Source organism: Cellvibrio sp. 25HG11W-0 (genome assembly GCF_057815475.1).
In genome coordinates this window covers 2,947,850-2,968,772 of sequence record NZ_CM174230.1, presented here as the reverse complement: position 1 = coordinate 2,968,772, position 20,923 = coordinate 2,947,850, and the positions used below count along the sequence as shown (strand labels likewise).

At 44.6% G+C, this 20,923-nt stretch carries 15 protein-coding genes; 7 read left to right on the top strand and 8 right to left on the bottom strand.

Going from position 1 to position 20,923, the window contains the following annotated elements:
* Nucleotides 1-68: 68 nt before the first annotated feature.
* The 6 genes from AC0KUT_RS12455 to AC0KUT_RS12430 form a co-directional block, all read right to left on the bottom strand.
* Nucleotides 69-563, bottom strand: coding sequence for an Hcp family type VI secretion system effector (locus tag AC0KUT_RS12455; RefSeq protein WP_488830329.1), 495 nt, complete (start codon nucleotides 561-563; stop codon nucleotides 69-71).
* Nucleotides 564-666: 103 nt separating this feature from the next.
* Nucleotides 667-2,160: a type VI secretion system contractile sheath large subunit gene (gene tssC, locus AC0KUT_RS12450; RefSeq protein ID WP_488830327.1), complete on the bottom strand. Its 1,494-nt coding sequence runs from the start codon at nucleotides 2,158-2,160 to the stop codon at nucleotides 667-669.
* A 30-nt stretch (nucleotides 2,161-2,190) separates the two neighbouring features.
* A complete protein-coding gene (tssB, locus tag AC0KUT_RS12445; RefSeq protein ID WP_488830325.1) occupies nucleotides 2,191-2,715 on the bottom strand; it encodes a type VI secretion system contractile sheath small subunit in 525 nt (174 codons plus the stop codon).
* A gap of 43 nt (nucleotides 2,716-2,758) precedes the next feature.
* Nucleotides 2,759-3,784, bottom strand: a complete 1,026-nt coding sequence (gene tssA / locus AC0KUT_RS12440) for a type VI secretion system protein TssA (protein ID WP_488830323.1) — start codon at nucleotides 3,782-3,784, stop codon at nucleotides 2,759-2,761.
* A gap of 11 nt (nucleotides 3,785-3,795) precedes the next feature.
* A complete protein-coding gene (locus tag AC0KUT_RS12435) occupies nucleotides 3,796-4,197 on the bottom strand; it encodes a TssQ family T6SS-associated lipoprotein (protein WP_488830321.1) in 402 nt (133 codons plus the stop codon).
* Between the two features lie 55 nt (nucleotides 4,198-4,252).
* Nucleotides 4,253-6,652: a serine/threonine protein kinase gene (locus AC0KUT_RS12430; RefSeq protein ID WP_488830319.1), complete on the bottom strand. Its 2,400-nt coding sequence runs from the start codon at nucleotides 6,650-6,652 to the stop codon at nucleotides 4,253-4,255.
* Between the two features lie 276 nt (nucleotides 6,653-6,928).
* Between AC0KUT_RS12430 and tagH the strand changes: the two genes are divergently transcribed.
* From tagH to tagF, 7 genes are read left to right on the top strand one after another with little or no spacing between them, the layout of a single operon-like run.
* Nucleotides 6,929-8,416 carry a type VI secretion system-associated FHA domain protein TagH gene (gene tagH / locus AC0KUT_RS12425; RefSeq protein WP_488830318.1) on the top strand — a complete coding sequence of 496 codons (1,488 nt, stop codon included), beginning with the start codon at nucleotides 6,929-6,931 and terminating at the stop codon, nucleotides 8,414-8,416.
* Nucleotides 8,413-9,252, top strand: coding sequence for a PP2C family protein-serine/threonine phosphatase (locus AC0KUT_RS12420; protein WP_488830315.1), 840 nt, complete (start codon nucleotides 8,413-8,415; stop codon nucleotides 9,250-9,252). Before tagH ends, AC0KUT_RS12420 begins: the two co-directional genes overlap by 4 nt.
* Entirely contained in the window at nucleotides 9,242-9,811 is a 570-nt protein-coding gene (gene tssJ, locus AC0KUT_RS12415) for a type VI secretion system lipoprotein TssJ (RefSeq protein WP_488830313.1), read from the top strand. Before AC0KUT_RS12420 ends, tssJ begins: the two co-directional genes overlap by 11 nt.
* Before the next feature lies 1 nt (nucleotide 9,812).
* Entirely contained in the window at nucleotides 9,813-11,147 is a 1,335-nt protein-coding gene (gene tssK / locus AC0KUT_RS12410) for a type VI secretion system baseplate subunit TssK (RefSeq protein WP_488830311.1), read from the top strand.
* Nucleotides 11,148-11,172: 25 nt separating this feature from the next.
* Entirely contained in the window at nucleotides 11,173-12,462 is a 1,290-nt protein-coding gene (icmH, locus tag AC0KUT_RS12405) for a type IVB secretion system protein IcmH/DotU (RefSeq protein ID WP_488830309.1), read from the top strand.
* Nucleotides 12,463-12,476: 14 nt separating this feature from the next.
* Complete coding sequence (gene tssM / locus AC0KUT_RS12400) at nucleotides 12,477-16,058, top strand: type VI secretion system membrane subunit TssM (protein WP_488830307.1); 3,582 nt, start codon at nucleotides 12,477-12,479, stop codon at nucleotides 16,056-16,058.
* Nucleotides 16,059-16,063: 5 nt separating this feature from the next.
* Nucleotides 16,064-16,672 carry a type VI secretion system-associated protein TagF gene (gene tagF, locus AC0KUT_RS12395; protein ID WP_488830305.1) on the top strand — a complete coding sequence of 203 codons (609 nt, stop codon included), beginning with the start codon at nucleotides 16,064-16,066 and terminating at the stop codon, nucleotides 16,670-16,672.
* A 166-nt stretch (nucleotides 16,673-16,838) separates the two neighbouring features.
* Here tagF and AC0KUT_RS12390 read toward each other — a convergent pair whose 3' ends face one another.
* A complete protein-coding gene (locus tag AC0KUT_RS12390) occupies nucleotides 16,839-19,961 on the bottom strand; it encodes an FG-GAP-like repeat-containing protein (RefSeq protein WP_488830303.1) in 3,123 nt (1,040 codons plus the stop codon).
* 150 nt (nucleotides 19,962-20,111) lie between these two features.
* On the bottom strand, nucleotides 20,112-20,879 hold the full coding sequence (locus AC0KUT_RS12385) for an IclR family transcriptional regulator (protein WP_488830301.1): 768 nt from the start codon (nucleotides 20,877-20,879) through the stop codon (nucleotides 20,112-20,114).
* Nucleotides 20,880-20,923: the final 44 nt, after the last annotated feature.

Genomic DNA, 20,923 nt, shown 5'->3' with positions numbered 1-20,923 from the left:
GGATCATTTAATAGGAGTAGATAGTTGCATTTAAAACGTTGCCTGCTGAGCAGGCAACGTCGGGCCAATTAAGCGGCCTTGTTTTGCTTAACATCCCAAGCGCCAGTAACTGCTGCGCCCATGGAGCCGTTAGCATTTTGTTCTTTAACTTCCACCTTGATCTGGGAGTAAGAAACGCCAACTTCTTCCATAACGCGTGGGCTACTAGAGTCGCCGGTAGGGCAAACGCGAGTAATAAGCACATCGCTTAAGGTGACTTTCATGTATTGCTGTTGGCCGTCGCCCACTTTGCAGCAAGAAAGCTCAACAGAAGCAATGTGTTTACCGCTGGCGCAGTACTTCATCAGGTTGGGAGTTGATTTATCGATATAGTGAGAAAACACTAATTCGCTAAAGTTCGCTTTCCCTACGCCGCCGCCGCCGCCGGTGTTAGCCGATGACGATTGAGTAACTGCGTAACCCCAGTTAAGAACATCAATTTGACCCTTGTGGTTAGAGTCTTGTGATTCGCCGGCAATACCGTCGATTTTTATGAAAAAATCTTGTAATGATTCGGTAGACATGGTGTTTCTTCCTTTGTTAATACAACATCAAGTGTTAATTTCCCCCTTGAGGGGGAAACTTTTCCTATTAAGAGCTAGCTGCAATGCAGCAAGATCCTAATCTCTAGTTACTACCATTTTTTACAGAAGGTAGTTTTGATACCAAGCGCAAAGATACGGTAAGCCCTTCAAGCTGGTAATGCGGTCTTAAGAAAAATTTAGAAGAGTATTGACCTGGATTTCCTTCAATTTCTTCCACATAAACCTCTGCCGCCGCAAGTGGTTTAAGTGCTTTGGTTTGTTGCGATGAATTAGCCGGATCACCATCCACGTAATTCATGATCCAATCATTGAGCCAGCGCTGCATATCTTCGCGCTCTTTGAAGGAGCCAATTTTATCGCGCACTATGCATTTCAAATAGTGAGCAAATCGACAGCATGCAAAAAGATATGGTAAGCGTGCAGCAAGATTTGCATTTGCTGTTGCATCTGGATCGAAATATTCACTAGGCTTTTGCACTGATTGAGCACCGATAAATGCGGCTATATCGGTATTCTTTCTGTGTATAAGAGGCATAAAGCCATTTTTTGCTAATTCGGCTTCGCGTCTATCGGATATGGCGATTTCAGTTGGACATTTCATATCTACACCACCATCATCGGTGGGAAAGGTATGCGTGGGTAAGTTCGGCACTGCACCGCCAGACTCCACACCGCGAATAGATGTGCACCAGCCATATTGCTTAAATGAGTTATTGATATTTACGGCCATTGCATAGGCTGAGTTTGCCCAGCAGTAGCGTGTATGATCAGACCCGTCTATATCTTCTTCAAAGTCAAAATCATCGATTGGATTTGATTTTGCTCCATAGGGAGTTCGTGCCAGAAAGCGCGGCATGGTGAGCGCCAAGTAGCGAGAGTCATCTGATGCGCGAAGGCTGCGCCAAGGGGCATACTCAGTATTTTCAAAAATTTTGGTTAGATCTCGTGGGTTGGCAAGTTCTTGCCATGAGTCCATTTGCATGACTGTTGGTGCTGCAGCACTTATAAAAGGACAGTGCGCGGCGGCAGAAATTTTTGCCATTTCACCCAGCAGCTCTACGTCTGGCGGTGAGTGATCAAAATGGTAGTCACCAACTAGGCAACCATAAGGTGAGCCGCCGAGTTGATCGTATTCCTGTTCGTAGACTTTTTTGAATATTGGGCTTTGGTCCCAACCCACGCCTTTATGACGGCGCAGTGTGCGATGCAGTTCTTGCTTGGTTATAGGCATGAAACGGATTTTAAGCATTTCATCTGTTTCAGTATTATTGACAAGATAGTGCAAGCCGCGCCAAGCACTCTCCAGCTTTAAGTACTCTTCATGGTGAATGATGGTGTTGATTTGTTCCGATAGACGAATATCTATTTCAGCAATAATAGCTTCGATGGCCTTGTAGGCATCGTGATCAATAGTCGTCGACATTGATAGTGCTTGTTGTGCAAGTGTTTGCACTGCAATTTGCACAGCGGATTTTGCTTCTTCTGTTTTAGGTTTAAATTCTTTTTGCAGCAGGCTTGAGAAGTCACTGGTCTGACTTAGTTGCTCAGCAGGATTTATCGCTTCAGTTAGCTCCATGGGGAGTGCTCCTGTTTAAATGTATGATAACTATTCGTTGTCTGCTGTTGCAGATTCAGCTTTTTTAGGAACCGTTGCGAGGCTTTGCAAGAGTGCTGGGTCTTGCAGTACTTTACTTATCAGTTCCTCTGCGCCAGTCTTGCCATCCATATAGGTGAGGAGATTGTTGAGCTGAGTGCGAGCATCCAATAATGTAGATAATCCTTCAACTTTTCTGGCTACTGCGGAAGGCGAGAAGTCCTCCATGCTGTTAAATGTGATATCAACCGCTAAATTGCCTTCACCGGTTAAGGTGTTGGGAACACTAAACGCAACCCGTGGCTTTATGGCTTTCATGCGTTCGTCGAAGTTATCTATATCGATTTCAAGAAATTTCCTGTCTGTTACTGCGGGCATCTCTTCTTGTTGCTTTCCTGCTAAATCCGACATTACGCCCATGATAAATGGAATCTGGATTTTCTTTTCAGAGCCGTAGATTTCTACGTCGTATTCAATCTGGACGCGGGGAGCACGATTGCGTGCGATAAACTTTTGACTACTTTGATTGTTGCTCATGAATGATCTCCTAGATTAAGCGCTGGGATGTTTACAGGTACTATTAGTGTTTGAAGCCAGTAATGTTCTCGGCTTGAGATACTCCATCGGGAGCGATTTCTTTTAAAATGGTAAAAAAGTCTTGTCCAATCATATTCCTTGCTCTCCGTATTAAGTGTGGTGCTGGGTTGGCCGGATCATTATTTTCAAGAAACTGACAAACGGTGTCTAGCAATGCGATTGCATCTGTTCTGTTTTTGACTTTATTGATATTGACTGTTTTTTCATTAGTTGTTGTGTCATCACTTTCGTGAGCGAGTGATAGCTCAGCCCCCTCATCCTGCTCGTGCTTTTGGGTGTTTGCTTCAGGAACTATTAGGTTAATGAACGCGTATAGATTCTTTAGGTCTGGCGCGTATTCGATGCCAAAACTTTGCTTTAATGCTGCATCGAGCATGCTTATTTCTTTGCGTAAATCATTAAGAAGTAACATGTCTGCATTATTGTTTGTGAGTTCTTCTTTCAGGGCTTGAATAAGCTGATCTCTGCGCAGCGGTTGCTCATCCTCATCTTCTCTGCCGGTTAGAATCCGCTCTATTTTCCCGAGTGTGATTTTGCCTGCTTGTCTCAGTGAGATTTCAGTTGCACGCAAATCTCCTATAAGACCTTGCGCGGCTCCAATAGGTGCTATCGCATTGCTACGCGGCAAGGGGTCTTTTTCTCCATCAAATTCAAGACTGGGGTAGGCGCTTTCCCAGAAGTGTTGGCAGAGATTCTTAATAACTTGTAAACCTTTTAATGTGCCATTTAACCCCTGGCGGTGAGTTGCCGCACGGGTGATGATGGTGACCAACCGAAAGTCTCTACTTTTCTCTAAGAGTTGCATTGCCTTGGGGAGCGCTTTGGACCAATCAGGCCCCGCAGCAGGAATAATGGTATCTCCATATTGCTGCTCTGGCTGAGTGTTTAACATGTTCTCTAAGTCAATAAACTCTGGATCGTAATCTAATTCAACTCCGCTTCCTTTATCTGAGGATTGGGAGTCGCTAATAAGTGATTCGAGAAGCTGTTCAATTGAAGAATATTCCATTTCAGTTGACCCTAGATTCCATTTTGGCCGCTAAGCGCAACGATAAATTCTGGTCCCCATAGTGGATGGGTGCTTTCGGCGGGTGATAATTTAAAGGTGGGGTCTAATTGTAGAGCTTTGTAAAAGGAGTGTCGGCACAGCGTAACTCGATCAGTGACACAGTAGATAAAGGCGAGATACTTCAGTGATTCTACTCGGGTCTTAGGGCTTGCCTGCCAAATAATTGTATTTAATAAGTCCGACTCGGCTTGACTATAATTGCCAGCGTGAAAATAGGATTTGCCGCTCTCCAGCTTTAAGGTGGCCTCGCTTTTGGCCAAGTCGATGCCGCTCTTCTTTTCCTGTACTGCACAGCCGCTCAGAGCAACGGCAACCAACGAGAGTGCAACGATAAAATGCTTTTTAATATTCATGGCTATATTTCTGTCAAATTTAATGTGCTATGGGAAGATTGAATATTCATTCGGGCTACCTAAATGAATATTCAATGGTTGTGTTTTCTGATGAACTCACATCTACATCAATTATTTTTGATGGGTAGTTTGGATGAGACAGCTCAATTCTATGTTTGTTTTTATTCAGTTTCAGTTCGTGTAGTGGTGGTGTTACGCCCGCCATTTTTCCATCGACCCAAACCTCACCCCACGGAAGTATTTTTAAGTTCAGCGTCCATTCCTGTACTGCTTTTACTTCTGTTGTGTTGTTTGTTGAATCAGGTGATTTTTGTGAGTCAACTCGCACTTCCTTTTTTGGCTCGCTTGACTGATAGTCTGTTTTTGATCCCGTGGGCTTGTCTTTTATTTGCGGCTGGGAATTGCCTTTTTCGGAAAAGTTGTGTTGGACCTCAGTAGTTTTTTCTTTAGTTATCTCAACAGTGCGCATTTCCGTCAGCAAGCCGGGGCTACGTATTTCTATATTGTGAATGCCCACTGGTAAGGACAGTTCTCTCATTGGTGGGCTTACACCAAGTTTTTTATTCTCAACCCAAACTTCTCCCCACGGAATAATAGTGAGTTTAAGTAATCCCGTTTCTATGGCTGGGGATGAGAGTTTAATCTTTTTAGGTTTGACGATGGCTTTGGGTTGCGCTTGTAGGGTCTGTTGTGGCTCTACCACTTCTGGCGCGGCTGCTACCGCTACGGTAATTGTCTCTATGGGCCTGCTAAATCTGAAGCTGTCATTTATGGGGGCAGCTGCAGGTATTGTCTGGGTGTCACGAAAGGGCGCGACATTTTCATCTAAAACTCTGTCTAAGAGTTTCGCCGGTGTGCGTTGGTAGGCAAAAAACTTGTTGTCTTCAAACTGTGTATCGACCTCAGCGGTTGTTGGCGCGCTCTTGTTGTCTGTAAGCTTATTGGCTGCATTCGAGGCTGTTTCCGTTTGCTGGGAGCTAAAAGCCTCATCAGCTGTTGTAGCTGCAATAGTTGTTCTTTCGGGGGTGCTTAGAAAAACGAATACCAGGAGACCGAGCGCGCTGAGTACTACGCCAGATATGGCCAGCGCGTGAAGCTTAAATCTTGAAGAGATATGCGTTCTTGGGTTGGCGTTATGTTGACTCGTTGATGTGTCGGAGCGAGGTGCATCATTTTTCTGAGGTTTTTTTGCGGGGGCTTCATCGGTGGGAATTACGACGCTGTAATTGCCGCGAGAATCAGTTCCGTCAATCAGCTCCTGTACGTCAGAAAAGCTGCTTTTGCTGGTTGGCTCCGGAGTCGCTAATGGATTAGATTGTAATAAATCCTTTGCAGGGGTACTTGCATCATTGCCGGTTCGGGCGGCAGTGGCGGTTAAGATCTTTTGCTTTAGGGCTTCAATTTCTTCGGTAGATAAAATGACAGTTTTTCCGTCATCCTCAGTTTTCGCTGTTGAGGAATTGTTCGTTACTGGAGATGGGGAAACCAACGCAGAAAGCATGACACTTGCGGAGGGTGATGTGGCGACATTTAATGCTTCGCGAAACTCGTCAATACTTTGAAAGCGATCCGCTGGCTGCAATTTAAGCGAGCGATTGATTGCGCCTAAGAATGATTCGCTAAAGTCTGGGTATTGATTCGCGGTTAAGGGTTGCAGTGTGTCTTTCATCATACGCGAGACGGAAGCGCTCGGTGCTCGCCCTACTATGGTGAAGTACAATACCGCGCCTAAAGCATATATATCTGTCCACGCCCCCTGTTCGATTGCAGTATCTTCTGTGTATTGCTCAATTGGCGCGTATCCGGGCTTAACAACAATTGTTAGCGCGCTTTGCATGCCTGCAATTACTCGACGTGCCGAACCTAAATCTAAGAGCACGGGCTGGCCATTGTCTTGAATGACAATATTGTCCGGTGCTATGTCTCTATGGAAAATTTGACGAGCATGTAGTAGTTCAATCGCATCGAGTAGCGGGCTAAGCATGGCTTTAAGCCAGCGCTCAGTAGAGTCAACACGGAAGTCCTTTAAAATATTGCGAAGCGTCTTGCCTTTGTAGTGGGGCATAACCATATAGGCTGTGCCGTTGGATTCCCAAAAACGCAATATTTCTACCAAAGCTGGGTGCTTAAATTGTGCGAGTAACCGAGCTTCATCAATAAAACTTTGTAAGCCAGCGGAAAAGGTGTCTTTATGTCGCTCTGAACGCAGATTTACATGGGTGGTTGCGAGGCGATTTGCGATAGCGGCGGGCATGTATTCTTTAATGGCCACACTGCGCTGTAACAGCGAATCGTGCGCAGCATAGACAATACCAAAGCCACCTTCCCCGATGATGTCAGTAACAATAAATTCATTTAGTTTCGTGCCAATAGGCAACGCCGAAGGAGAGTAATGTGAAATCTCATCGTGTGCGGCTTCTTTTGCCGACGCTTTTACGCTCATTGTGGCGTCCATGCAAACCCTGCTGAAATTAAATTATCGAAACGGATGGTGGAAAAGTTGAAGAGAAGTACAAATGCATGGGCGTTAAAATATTGGAGGCTTCCATCTAACTTTATGCGACGAGATTCTATTGCCTAATCAAATTTAGCTTTGTGATCCATGTCTCGTATATTGATTTGTGATGCAAGATTTTATCGCTATCATGTCAACCTTCGGTTTTGGGAAGAGTTACTTGTGTGTGTTTGTGCGCCAAGTCTAAAAATTATAGTGTTTAGGGATTAAAAAATTATGCTCGATACACCGGGGTTGGCACTTGTTACCTTGTCTTATGATGGTACCCCCTTAAATGGTGATCGACTTTGTCATTTAAAGCCTGGCCAAAAAATCAGCGTTGGGCGTGGCGTTGATAATGATCTTGTTTTGGAGGATCCGTCACGACTTGTGTCGCGTGTTCAAGCTCAGGTGAGTTATAAAAATGCAACATCTGCAGTTCTTATGAATGTCAGCACCTCTACCAGTATCTTTATCAATGAGCGAGAAGTTCCACCGGGGATGGATGATACCGTAAAAATTTCCGACGGTATTTTTTTGGGACGTTATTTGCTTGGGTTGACTTCTTGGGGAGAGCGTGAGGTCGAGTTGGATGCGGTGGGTGTGCCTGAATCTGAAGCTTCAGTATCTCCTATAAGCCCAATGCAATTTATTCCTGAAGATTTTGATATATTCGCAGCGCCTGACGCGGACGTTAGAGTTGATGAGAGTAACAATTTTGAGTTGAGTGATTTAGATTTTGAGTCAGCGAGCGCTCGGCAATCCTTGCTCGGCGATAATTACTCTGAAGATTTATTGTCGGGTAGTGAGACTGTTGGTGAGTCTGAAGGCAGCTTAATGGCTGGAGGGGATCAGCTTTTTGATCCATTGGCTCTATTGTTAGGCGGGCAAGCCGATCTATCGGTCTTTAATCAAGTAGATCTAGGGTCAGAGCTGTCGACGCCTTTTGTTGCACCTACGCCCATAAAAACGAAAAAGGAATTTAAGCCTGAGCCTGCAAGAAAAAGTGAGCCAGGCAATCACGAGTCGCGTGCCCTCCCATTGGAAAGCTCTGCGCCTGTTGTTCCTAAGCATCGGGAATTGGATGGGGTTGCTCCACTTAATGCCAAGAAAGTAGTGCCTGGCAGTGATGAGCTGCTTAAGGCATTTGCTGCGGGGGCGGGCCTGGATGTTTCCCGTTTGCCGGAATTTAATGTTGAATTTGCATCGCAGCTGGGGGCCTTGATGTTACATCTAACTCGCGGAACCATCAGTATGATGCACGAGCGTTCGCTGACCAAGCATGAGATGCGCGCTAATGTCACAATCATCGCCTCGGCAGGTAATAATCCCTTGAAGTTTGCACCTGATGCGCAGTCCGCATTGATTCAGTTACTCGGAGAAAGGTTCTCAGGTTTTATGGAGCCAATAGCGGCAATCGATGATGCATTTGTCGACCTGTCTGCCCATCAAGTGGGATTAGTTGCGGGGGCCCGTGCCGCCGTTTATGAAGTTGTTAAGAAATTTAGCCCTGATAGACTGCAAAAATATTTAATTTCAAATCAGATAATTGATGCTTTGGTTCCTATGTCTAAAAAATCTAAATTATGGGAGCTTTATGAGGCAAGTTATTCTGAGTTGGCTGGTGACGCTAAAGAGGATTTTGAAATCCTATTTCAGCAGGCATTTGCTGATGCCTACGAAAAGGAAGTGGATAGGATGAATGAAGCTCGAGGTTTGCAATGACGACATATAGGGCCGCGTCAGGGAAAACGATTGATTTTGCAACCCTTTCGCGCCAGGGTGCTCGGGATTATAACGAAGATGCTTGCGGCTACTGGACTTCTGATGTTGGTGCGTGTTTTGTAGTCTCGGATGGCGCGGGTGGTCACGGTGGCGGAGATGTGGCCTCGGAGGCGGCAGTAAAAACATTCCTGATTGGGTTTTCTGAATTGCCATCGATCGAAAAGCCCCATATCGATTCACTTTTGTTGCAAGCCGATGCTGCGATTCGTTATGGGCAGCAATTGTCCGGTGGATTAAAAAAAATGAGCGCAACCATTGCAGGTCTTTTTTTTGATGAAAATGCTGATTTTGCCCAGTGGATTCATCTGGGAGATACCAGAATATATTTTATACGTCGGCGCGAGTGCAGGCAATTAACGAAAGATCATAGCTTGGTGCAGCGATTTATAGATTCCGGCATGTTGCAAGCGGCCGCGGCCCATGAAGCTGTGGCGCGCAATGTTCTTTATGCCGCACTTGGAACCGGAGATGAAATGTTATGTGAGTCGCTTGATGTGCCTTTTCGCGTACAAGATGGAGATGTTTTTTTAATTTGCTCTGATGGGTTTTGGGAGGATGTTGAGGTTGGCGCTTTGGTGAATACCCTGACGGCATCGGCATCGGCAGAGGAATGGTTGATACGCATTGAAGAAGAGATTCTAAACAAGCAATCTTTAGCTCAAGATAATTATAGTGCTGTAGCGGTATGGGTTGGAGCCCCGAATGAAATTACGCTTCCCTGGGATCCTGCCCTTTACGATAAATCACACATGGATAATCGCAATCATGATAATTGATACAGGCTTCATTTTTGCTTTGAAGAAAGCGGTTCCGATTGCGCTCAAAACTAGTCGAGTAATACTGGTTTCAATATTGTTGATTATAAGCGCTTGTGCGTCGTCGCCTAGAAAAGACATTTTCCAGATTACGTATATAGCCGCTAACAATTTGAACCCTGATATCAATGGGCGTCCATCACCCGTGGCGATTACGCTTTACCGTTTGGCTAATAGTTCAGCTTTTGAAAAAAGTGATTATTTGTCGTTAGTTGAGAATGATCAAGTCATTTTAAGTAAAGATCTGTTGTCAAAAGAGGTTGTCATTCTTAGGCCGGGTGAAATACTGCAAAAACGTTACATCCTGTCTGGGAAGGAACGTGCGTTCGGTATAGTGGCTGGGTATCGAATTATGGATTCTAGTGATTGGCAACTTGTACATTCTACCCCCAAGGCTCGATCGAGAATCTCTAAGACATTTAATAGTGATCAGTCCCTCTATGACCGCACTATTTTGGTGGGAAAAAACGCACTAAAACTTAAACCTCTCGAAGTAAATAATGAAAAGGACGTGTTTTGATATGGAGCTGTTTAAAAAAGTAATATGGTCTGAGGGAATGTTTTTACGGCCGCAGCATTTTCAGCAGCAAGATCGATATACGGACTTTATATTGCATCAGCGATCTCTGGCGCCTTCTTATTATTTTTGGGGTTTTAGACAGTTAAGTATCGATGCATCAGCCTTAGCTATAGGGTTGATTTCTTTAAATTATGCGGAGGGGATTTTTCCTGATGGTACGACTTTCAGTTTCCCCTCGCAATCCGAAGTGCCCGAACCTTTAGAGATTAAAGAGGGGGTTGTTGATCAAGTTGTGTATTTGGCGCTCCCTATTAAGCGGTTAAATTCTGATGAGATAACTTTTGATGATCGTGATATGTCGCAGGCTCGCTACAAGGTTACTGATAGTTTAATTGAGGATATTAACTCCACTAAAGGCGAGCCTGCTGAGTTACAAATTGCCAATCCGCGCTTACGGTTATTGCTCGCGCAAGATTTGACGGATTCTTGGGTGTCATTAGGTGTGATAAAGATAGTTGAACGAAAAAGTGATCGCCAAATACTTTTAGATGACAACTATATTCCCCCGTTGATTTCGCGCGGGGCCTCACCGTTACTAACAAATTATCTTAATGAGGTCTTGGGGTTGGTGCAGCAACGTGCCGATGCCTTGGGGGAGCGCATAAGTCAGCCAGGGCGCGGTGGAGTATCCGAGGTCGGTGATTTTCTAATGCTGCAGTTGCTTAATGGAGTCCAACCTAGAGTTTCTCATATATTGGAGAATCACGGCATACCACCTGAAGAAGTCTATAAGCTGATGATCTCTCTCGGAGGAGAGTTGGCCACTTTCGCGGCAGAAAATAAGCGTTGCGAAACCATTCCCAAATATAATCATGATGACCCTATATTAACCTTTCTTCCTTTAATGCAAATGTTAAGACGCTACTTGTCTACTGTTTTGGAGCGTAATGCCATAGAGATAGAGCTAGTTGAAAAGGCATATGGAGTAAGAGTTGGGCTGGTCAGCGATAGAGAGCTGATTTCAAGCTGTCAATTTGTCTTGGCTGTTCATGCTAGTGTTGCGCCAGAAATCATCAAGGGAAATTTCCCTAAACAAATTAAAATCGGCTCAGTTGATAAGATTCGTGATTTGGTCAACTTGCAATTACCTGGAATTTTGATCAATCAACTCCCAATTGCACCGAGGCAAATTCCTTATCATACCGGCACGCATTATTTTGAAATGGATGCGTCCTCCGACATGTGGAAGTCGTTTAAAGCATCTGGGACGATTGCAATGCATGTCGCGGGAGATTTTCCTGATTTGGAAATTCAATGTTGGGCAATTCGCAGATAATACTTCATAAAAGGGAAGTTTCATTATGGCTCCAATTGATTCATTTGGCATTAATCAGTCGCGCACTTTTGTCATGCCTAATCCTGGAGGGGCGCGTAGCGGCAATCAAGGAGGTCAAGTAGCTTTGGGGGCCGTAGCCACAGAAGAGGAAGATGTGGTATCAGGTAGTAACCCAATAATTGCGATAGCAAATCCAATATTGAATATGATTTTCCAAATTCGTACGCTTGTCCATAATCCAGACCCCTCGAAGTTAAGAAGTTATTTGATTGAAGAAATAAAGAAATTTGAGGCGAGAGCTAAGTATGAGGGGGTGTCACAGGAGCACTTGGCTGCGGCGCGTTATTGTCTTTGTACGGTAATTGATGAAACAGCCGCCCAGACTCCATGGGGTGGCGGCGGTGTTTGGGCTAAGTACAGTTTATTGGTTACTTTTCATAATGAAACATGGGGTGGTGAAAAATTCTTCCAAATTTTATCGAAGATCACTCAGGCCCCAGCGTTGCACCTCGATCTAATAGAGCTCATGTTTTATTGTATTTCTCTCGGCTTTGAGGGGCGCTATAAGGTTGTTTCTAATGGCCAATCTCAATTAGAGGTGTTACGTAGGCGCTTGGCTGAAATAATTGCTGATAATAGAAGTGAAAAAGTTAGAGCTTTTTCTATTCGTTGGCAAGGTGTTGCTAAAGATAGGCGACCTATGTGGAATGCACTTCCGGTATGGGTTTCTGCGGCTATATTCTTATTTTTTTCCGTAATACTTTATTCTATTTTGAGCTTTAAGCTATCGGATAGATCTGATTTCACCTTTGGGTCTATATCAAAAATTCATTTGCCTGAACTGCCGGTATTTTCACAATCTCCAGTAAGGGCTAGTACCCTAACACTGCTCTTGCAGCCAGAAATAGAAGCTAATTTGGTGCGCGTAAATGAAACGGCGAGTGTTGCCACCGTGATTTTATTGGGTGATGGGTTATTTAATTCTGGCAGTATAGATATCAATGCCCCCTATAAGCCTGTACTTAGAAAAATTGCAGATGCGATTGATGAGATCGGTAATGGGGTTATTGTTTCCGGTCATACTGATAGTCAGCCTATTCGTACTGCACGATTTCCTTCAAATTGGCATTTGTCGATGGAGCGTGCTCGCAGTGTGGCACAGCTATTAAGTTTATTTATTCAAAATAAGTCTTTGAAGATGAATGTCGAAGGGCTCGGATCAGCTGAGCCTGTTGCATCAAATGGTGAAGCTGAGGGGCGCGCGCTTAATCGGCGTGTTGAAATTAAAATATTTACAAATTCTCCGAATAATTAAAAGGAATTGACAACGTGATAAGTCGTTTTTTTCGATTTTTATTTAATCCCTATTTTTGGGTTTTTATAGGAATATTTGCAGTTGTATTATTGGTTTGGTTTGCTGGCCCGCTGTTTGCTTTCGCAGATTGGCGGCCTTTGGCCTCGGTAGCTGTGCGCTGCTGGGTAATAGGGATATTTGTAGGGTATTTTTTGCTTAAGTTAATTTTTGGATTGCTACGCAAGCGAAATATTAATGCTAAATTGCTGGAGGCAATGACGAAATTAAAGCCGAGCGATAGCGGCGACAGCAATAATGTTAACGTAAGTGAATTGCAGAAGAATTTTAATAAGGCATTATCTCTACTTAAAAAATCCACATTTAATAGTGAGTCCGGTTTCTTTTCCAAAATTAATAGAAAGTATGTTTATCAGCTGCCCTGGTATGTTTTTATTGGCGCACCGGGATCAGGAAAAACCACAGCGCTAGTAAATAGCGGCTTAAAATTTCCATTGGTGGATATGCTGGGAAAAGAGTCGGTTAAAGGCGTTGGCGGAACTCGTAATTGTGATTGGTGGTTTACCGAAGACACCGTCTTTCTTGATACGGCGGGGCGCTACACTACCCAAGATAGCGATGCTAGTACGGATAAGGAAGAGTGGCTGGATTTCATTAACTTACTGCGTAAATTTCGTCCAAAGCAGCCGCTAAATGGGGCAATTGTTACCGTCTCGATTACTGATTTGCTAACACAAGACGAGCACCTTAGGGAGCATCATGCGAGCCAGCTCCGCGCTCGATTAAGTGAGTTAAGCGATAATCTTGGTGTGAATTTCCCTGTCTATGTATTGATAACGAAGGCAGACCTTTTGGGTGGGTTTTCTGATTATTTTTCTGGATTAAATAAAGAAGATCGAGAGCAAGTGTGGGGCTTTACACTGCCAGTAGCGTCAGAGCCTTCGAATGTTGAGGCTGCCCTTCCGGAGCAAATTGCACATGAGTTGGCCGCTTTATCGAAAAGACTTTTTAGTGGCTTGCCAGATGCAATGTTGCGCGAGCACGATATGGCGCGGCGCGCGCATGCTTATGCGTTTCCACAGAACTTTTCTAATTTGTTACCTTTGGTTAATCAAATCATAGGGCAAATATTTTATGGGAAAGTATTGGCGAGCATTAATTTTCGCGGCGTTTACTTTGTAAGTGGAACCCAGGAAGGTACACCTTTTGATCGTGTTTTAGGTGCTCTAGGTAGACGCTTAGGCGCTAACTCTAGTCTTAATATCAATACCAACCCCCAGACTTCATCAGGAAAAAGTTACTTTATTAAAGATCTTGTTAATAGAGTGATCTTTCCTGAGGCGCACATGGCAGGAAGGAATAAGAAGGAGGAACGGAAGGAGTTGTTGTTTGGGGTTGCTGGACACGGAATTGTAGCATCTTGTTTTATTTTGCTCTGTATTTTATGGGCTGCCAGCTACTTTAAAAATTTAGCTTATGTAGATTTTGTAGACAAAAAAAATAATGCAGTCGCTCAGGAGTTTTCGAACCTTGCTGCACAAAAAGGCACTGGGGTTTTAGAGTACTTACCCGCGTTAAGTGAGTTATTAGTTTTAGCTGATGGTAATGGTTTCGCGGTGATGGATCCGCCTCTCGGAGTTGGTTTGGGATTATATCAGGGGGAGAAGCTTAACTCTGCAGCTCAATATACCTACCGCAAAGCATTAGAGCGTACCTTGCTGCCCGGCGTGTCAAGACGATTGGAGTTTTTGTTACGCTCGTCTGATGAGCATGATTTAGGTTTGTCATATGAATCGTTAAAGGCCTATTTAATGCTTGCTGATCCAGTACATTACGATGCTAATTTTCTATTTGCATTCGTAAATAAGGATTTTCAAGAGCATCTGCCATCTGGCGTTTCACGTGATGTGCGTGAATCTCTTAGTTTGCATTTGCAGCATTTGTTACTAGATAAAATAATTAGTTCTCCTTACCCTTTTGATTTGGGGTTGGTACAAGAGAAGCGGCAGCTCTTAAGCCGTTCTTCTTTTGCTGAACGAGCTTATTCGCATCTAAAGGCATCACTGCTACAAAAAAACACTGGTGGATTTTCATTTTCAGAAGCGGGTGGGCCGAAAAGCGCATTTGTATTTCGAAGAAATAGCGGCCAGCCGTTAGGTCTTACTATCCCGGACCTGTTCACTTACCATGGATATCACAAGCGCTTTTTACCTGCTTTAAGTGAGTTGGTTGGCAGTATGTCAACAGAGGATGGTTGGGTGTTGGGTGCATATTCGGCTTTTGAGAATACGAATTTAAAGGTTGCTTCACTGGCTAATGCTGAGCGCGCGGTGAAACGCTTATATCTTCATGAATATGTGATTCTTTGGGAGGACTATCTTTCTGATTTAAGGCTAGTTGAGACCCATTCAATGGCTGAGACAATAGAGGTCGCACGTATCTTATCGGCCGTCGATTCTCCGCTTATACAGTTGCTACAGGCTGCTGCGCGTGAACTCAATTTAGGGAATTCCTTCTCAGCGGATGCGACCTCTGTAATGAGTAGTGCTGTTAAACGTGCGGGGACTGTAGTTTCTAACATGGAGAGAAATATCGGTGCTTTGGCTAATGAGCTTGGGCATGATGATGAAGTGTTAGAGCGGATTGTTGATGATAGATTTAAAGCTATTATTCAATTGGTGCAAGGGCAAGGGGGTGCTTCTTCGACTGATGCCATCTTGAAAATGTTTAATGAAGTCTACATTAATTTATCCAATACAGATTACTCAATTCGTAGCGGCTCAACAGCGCTAGGTCAGACCGATGCCATATCACTTATACGCTCTGAGGCGGCGCGCTTGCCCAGCCCAGTAAGGCCAATCTTGGAAGGTTTAACGCAGGAGGGTAGTCGGCAAGCTGAAGGTGGCATTAGAAATACATTAAGCTCTGAGCTGGATAATTCTATTGGAGATTTTTGTCGAGTTGCAATAAGAGGACGCTATCCATTTGATCATTCATCTACGCGTGATGTCACTCTGGCAGATTTTTCACGAATGTTTGCGCCTGCGGGGATGATGGACCAGTTTTTTAGTAAGCATCTAAAATCTATGACAGATATGACAGGGCGCTCATGGGTGTTGCGAGCGACCAATGAAAATAGTATTTCAATTGGTTCTTTTCAGCAAGCGGCCCGAATTCGCGATGTATTTTTCCCTTCGGGGGCTCGCTCGCCCGAGCTTTCCTTCGAGTTTATAGTCATTGAAATGGATGCTGCTATAAATCAATTGACGTTAGATTTTGATGGTCAAGTGTTTCAGTATGCACATGGGCCGCAAATTTCTCGGACCGTTGTTTGGCCTGGACCTAGAGGGAGTAATCAAATTCGATTGGAGTTAAATGGTGTTGATGTGTCACGAAATTCACTTCAGGTTTCTGGCCCTTGGGCGTTGCTGAGGCTATTTGAAAATAGCGAAGCTCGCAAGCGTATAGAGCCGGAAAAGTTCGTTGCTACTGTGTTAGTTCACGGCTATAGAGTTGTATTTGAGGTGACGGCCAGTAGTGTTCATAATCCATTTTATCTTGCAGAGTTAACGCAGTTTTCCTGCCCAAAACGACTTTAAAGTTAATGAGTGAAGAAAAGCAAAATACTAGGTTTAGTTATTATGGGAAGTTACCATCCGTTGGAGACTTTATTTCCAGAAATATTGAAGCTGAATTATTAGGTAATATTGATGATTGGTTTAAGGGCGGGATTTCACATATAAAATCAGCACAAAAAAATTGGCTGGATTTTTATTTGATCGCTCCTGTTTGGTGCTTCTATATCCCTCCTGGCATTTGGGGAGGGGAGTCATTATGCGGTGCTCTAATGCCAAGCGTAGATCGCGTAGGGCGTTATTTTCCATTCATTGCATTGATCGATGTAATTGAAGTCACACCAATATCCCTCGCCTCGCTCTGTGCTCGTGCCTCCAATCTATCTCTGCAGCTCCCTTTGTTGCTAGAGGGGGCACATCAGCCGGATGATGTTGTGACTTTTTTCGAATCGGTGTCTCTTTCACTGGATTTAAATCTAGATGAATATAGCGAAATTGAGAGAGCGCTTTATTCATCGCAAGGGGCTAGAAGTTACTGGTGGAATCAATCCGCACCGAGTCAAACTTTATTTGAGTTCCCTTTTGCCCCTAATGCCAGGTTATTCGAAATGTTGTTTTTTAGAGCGATCTCTGAATGAAAAAATCATCCACCAAGTAGTTGGTAGGTACATTCTTATTTCGTAACCGCTAATTCTTATTGGAAAGGCGATTAAACTGGCGGCGCCAGCTATAAATTTGTAGGGCACTAACATCCAGATCACTTGCCCTTCCGTGGGCAAAAAAAGCATTTTTTAAAACAGTTTACTATTGGGTCGACACGATTTTTATATCATCAATAGTGGTGTCGTACATGCGGCCATTGCTGGATACAAAAGAAGCGCGCAGTTGGTAAAACTGGCCTTCTGGTAACTCGGCGCTGGGCGTTAGGCCTTTAAGTGAAAAACTCATGGTGGATGTTCCGGATTCGGTTTTTAATGCCCCCGAGTCTATTAACGCTATGTCCTTAACAGGTATCCATTTAGATTTAAAGTGTCGCAACCAAAAGCGAATTCCCCCCTCATCTGAGGCAATGACTTTATTGCCTGATCCGGCGTGGTACTCGACGTTTAATCGAATTTTATTGTTTTGAGCCCATATTTTGGTACGCAACTTTTTCTCGTCAGTAAATTTTATAAAGGGCGCTATGGTTAGAGCCACTTTCACTTTGACTGCGTCGCTTAGCTTGGGGGCTTTTTTTGAGGCAACTTTGATGGTTGCAGATCCTGGATGTAGAGCAGTGATTGTCCCGGCACTATCAACGCTGAGCACTTTATTGTTGCTGCTGCTCCAGGTAAGTTCTTGATTGTCGGCATGGGTAGGTAATAGGGTAGTGGTGAGTAAGTGACTTTCTCCTACAAACAGCTGCGCCGGATAGCCGCCGAGCTTTAGTGATTTAGCCGGTACCGCAAACCAAGGCGTAATGTTAACTTTGCTGTGAGCGCTTATACCCTTACTTGGACTGGTGGCCGTGATGATGGCGCTTTGGCCTATTTCCCCCAGTGCTTGTATTCGTCCTTGGTTGTCTACTTCGACAGCACTTTCATCGCTGGATGACCATTGCAGCCGGGTGTCAGCATTGACTGGTGTTAGTTGGGCAGTAAGTTTTAATGCCGTGCCTTGGCGCAGATTTGTTTGTGCCGGTTCAAGGCGCAGACTTTCTACATCTGCTTTGTCGGTATCAAATAATTGATTGGCGGGTTTGTTGGTGAAATTTTGAATTTCCCCATTGCGCCATCTAATACTAATACGCTCAATCGTTTGCGCGCTCCCTAAACCAAAATGCACAATGTTTAACAGGCTTTGGGAGAAAACGCCTCCCGCTGAACCTACCCGTTTGCGATAAACACCTCGCGCGGTGGTGATTTTAACTTCAGCGCCGATGGCATCCACATGGGCTTTAGGTGAGTAGCCCACTCGCACTAATGCGTAATGTCCGGTTATAGTTTTGTTGTTGCGATAGAGGTACCACTCACCACCTTCACTGCCGTTTAATAGGTCTAGGCCGCCATCCAAGTCAAAATCAAAGGCTTGACCCATATCGCCATTGCCGGGGCCGCCGACATCATTGGCACCGTGTTGAGTCAGCGTGTGAAAGTGACCTTTGCCATCATTCAATAGCATGTAATCAGAAATGCGCGATCCAATATTCCCCCAGCGGTAAAGAAATAAATCCTGGTGACTGTCGTTATTAAAATCACCCGTGGTTACACCCAGCGTATTGCCGCCGGGTTGAATTTTCCATTCGCGTGAAACGTCAGTGAATTTTCCTCCGTCGTTGCGTAACAGAATGTCGGTCATATTACGATTCTCTGGAACAAATTCGGGGGTGGCGCTAGTAACACCAGAGAGGCTAAATTTAAAATTCCAAAAAACATCCCCATTGCGAACTAATGCGGCTTTCCAGCGGCCTTTGCCTAAGTGACCAAAGTAAACTCCATTTTCCGCAATATTATCCGGCCAGCCTTGTGCTTCGCTGGGGTCTATTTCCAGCTCCTGCCCAACGGAAAGTACCTTCGATATTTTATTTCTGCCGAGAAAAAATGGATAATTTTTTCCTCTAAATTCACCCTGCGCGAGGAAATAATAATTGTGCAATTTAATCTTGTCAGCAGCGGTGAATTCGAATTTATCCACACCTTTAAAGCCGCGCGGTTTGATCGAGAATTCTTGGGTAATGGGGTCGTGATCGACTGCAGGTGCTTCACCTTTGCCGTGTTCAACTTCTTTGCCGCGTGCGAGGTAAAGGTCCTGATCTCCATCATTGTCGATATCCAAATCGGCGACTGCCATTATGTTGTGTAAGGCGATGACCTCGGTAGGGAATTGCGCGGTAATATCGGTGAAAGTGAAATCGCCATTGCCCAGCCAGACGGAAAGTGGGCCAAATAAAATCACATCATCAATGTTGTCGTGGTTTAGATCGGTCACTAAAGAGCGCGATGGTTCCTGATCTTGCAGGCCTGCAATTGCGCGCTGCGTAAAGGTTCCATCACCTTTGTTTTCGTAAAAAAAATGTTGCGGTTTTTCATGTGTAAGACTGGATTCGTTAATGAGCATTAAATCCAAATCGCCATCCAAATCCATATCTGACCATTGCGCAGCGCGGCCACGGCCTCCTTTGTTGATACCCACATCGCCTGTTGTTAATACCAGTGTGCCATTGTCATTGGTGTAGAAATTGGCTTTGGAGGGATCTGTGCCATTGCCGCCGCCTTGCGTAACGATTAGATCCAGATCGCCATCATTATCGTAATCGCCAACGGCAGTACCGTGCAGGTCGTGCATAAACCAGCGCGCCAGATTTTGACTGTGTTTAGTTACAGTACCGTCGCCATTATTCCAATAAAGTTTGCTGCTCTCTTCATTGTGATTATTCACAATAAAATCGTAATCGCCGTCATTATCTATATCGGCTACGGTTGGCCCCCCGTATTTAATTGAGCTGACTTTATCAATGCCTGCACTAACGGATATGTCCTCAAACTGAGGGACATCGAGATTGGGTACATCTATTAATTCAAGGCGATGAATGTTGAGTATTGCGTTGTTTGCTCTGAGGCTGAGATTAATCTTGCCCTGCGCAGGAAGTTTGATGAGCGCGGTTAATTGCTGCTGACCAGAATGCGGAATATCAATATTGTCGAGTAGTAATTCATCGTTGGCGTAAAGACTAAAGTTGGCATAGTTTTTAGGGTTGTCGACGACCAACACCATTTTTTTTATCAGGCTGCCTTGAGCCTGATATTGAATTATTTTAGGTGTTGCGGGATTGAGATAGAAATCACTGACAATAGAGGCAGCCTGGGCATTTATCGCACTCAGGAGCCAAGCTGCGCTTAGAAGAGATAGGTATTTAAGACTGGAATGGATTGCTTTATTTATCATCATTTAACTCACCATAAAGTTATAACGGTCTATATGGCGATATCAGACAGGGCATGAATTTGCTGCCTGATTAACGCCAAAACCTAACTTTACCTCAGTGAGGGTAATGCTGATAGTTAATTGTTAACAAAAATGACGTAGATTGAGTGTGAGTTACAAATCGCCCAGTTGCAGGGCAATTTTGTTGGCAGTAGTCACAACCAGTGTTTGCAGTTCTTCTTGCGGTATCTGCTGGCTCCAGTGTGACTTGAGGGGTGAAATGGCCAATGCTGCAATCACCTTACCTTCTGGTCTACCGATGAGTGCCGCAAAATCGGTGGCGCCTTCAATAAAAGGACTTTGTGCCGCGAGACAGCCGCTTTGTTTGATATCTTCCAATTCAGTGATCAGTGCGGAGCGTTTATTTTTGCTGAATTTAGTGTATTCGGCGTCGCGCTCCAAAATCATGTCACGCACCGCCGGATTGCTGTTGGCGAGCAGTAATTTGCCGGCGGTAGTGGTCATGGTGGGAAACAAAGAGCCTTCGCTCATGTTGAGCGAGATAGGGCTGTGCCCGCGTGCGTGCACAATAATCATGGTCTGGCTTTGGTAGAGCATAGCCAGATAGCAGGATTGGCCAATATTAACCGCAAGATCTTCCATATAGGGCAGAGCGCATTGGCGCATTTGATCGATAGGCGAAATGCTGCGCGACAAATTGTAAAGCTTGAATGACAGCCGATATCGGCCTGAAAGCTCATCCCGCAATAAGTAGCCACGGGCTTCCAAGCCAATTAACACGCGGTAAATGTCATTAGGGTTGCGCCCTAAGCCCTGAGCAATTTCAGTTTGTGATTTAGGCAGCTCCTGAGTCACCAAGTATTCCAATATATCCAACCCTTTATCCAAGGCCGGAACCGCGTATTTATTGGCAGCAGTCATCAAAGTCGTTTAATCCTGTGGTCGAACTCGAATTTTTCGAGGGC

Coding starts and splice junctions, on each gene's coding strand:
- AC0KUT_RS12420 (WP_488830315.1), top strand. CDS start 8,413: ATGACGACATATAGGGCCGCGTCAGGGAAAACGATTGATTTTGCAACC.
- AC0KUT_RS12430 (WP_488830319.1), bottom strand. CDS start 6,652: ATGGACGCCACAATGAGCGTAAAAGCGTCGGCAAAAGAAGCCGCACAC.
- AC0KUT_RS12435 (WP_488830321.1), bottom strand. CDS start 4,197: ATGAATATTAAAAAGCATTTTATCGTTGCACTCTCGTTGGTTGCCGTT.
- tssB (WP_488830325.1), bottom strand. CDS start 2,715: ATGAGCAACAATCAAAGTAGTCAAAAGTTTATCGCACGCAATCGTGCT.
- AC0KUT_RS12455 (WP_488830329.1), bottom strand. CDS start 563: ATGTCTACCGAATCATTACAAGATTTTTTCATAAAAATCGACGGTATT.
- tssJ (WP_488830313.1), top strand. CDS start 9,242: ATGATAATTGATACAGGCTTCATTTTTGCTTTGAAGAAAGCGGTTCCG.
- icmH (WP_488830309.1), top strand. CDS start 11,173: ATGGCTCCAATTGATTCATTTGGCATTAATCAGTCGCGCACTTTTGTC.
- tssC (WP_488830327.1), bottom strand. CDS start 2,160: ATGGAGCTAACTGAAGCGATAAATCCTGCTGAGCAACTAAGTCAGACC.
- tagH (WP_488830318.1), top strand. CDS start 6,929: ATGCTCGATACACCGGGGTTGGCACTTGTTACCTTGTCTTATGATGGT.
- AC0KUT_RS12390 (WP_488830303.1), bottom strand. CDS start 19,961: ATGATGATAAATAAAGCAATCCATTCCAGTCTTAAATACCTATCTCTT.
- tssK (WP_488830311.1), top strand. CDS start 9,813: ATGGAGCTGTTTAAAAAAGTAATATGGTCTGAGGGAATGTTTTTACGG.
- tssA (WP_488830323.1), bottom strand. CDS start 3,784: ATGGAATATTCTTCAATTGAACAGCTTCTCGAATCACTTATTAGCGAC.
- tagF (WP_488830305.1), top strand. CDS start 16,064: ATGAGTGAAGAAAAGCAAAATACTAGGTTTAGTTATTATGGGAAGTTA.
- AC0KUT_RS12385 (WP_488830301.1), bottom strand. CDS start 20,879: ATGACTGCTGCCAATAAATACGCGGTTCCGGCCTTGGATAAAGGGTTG.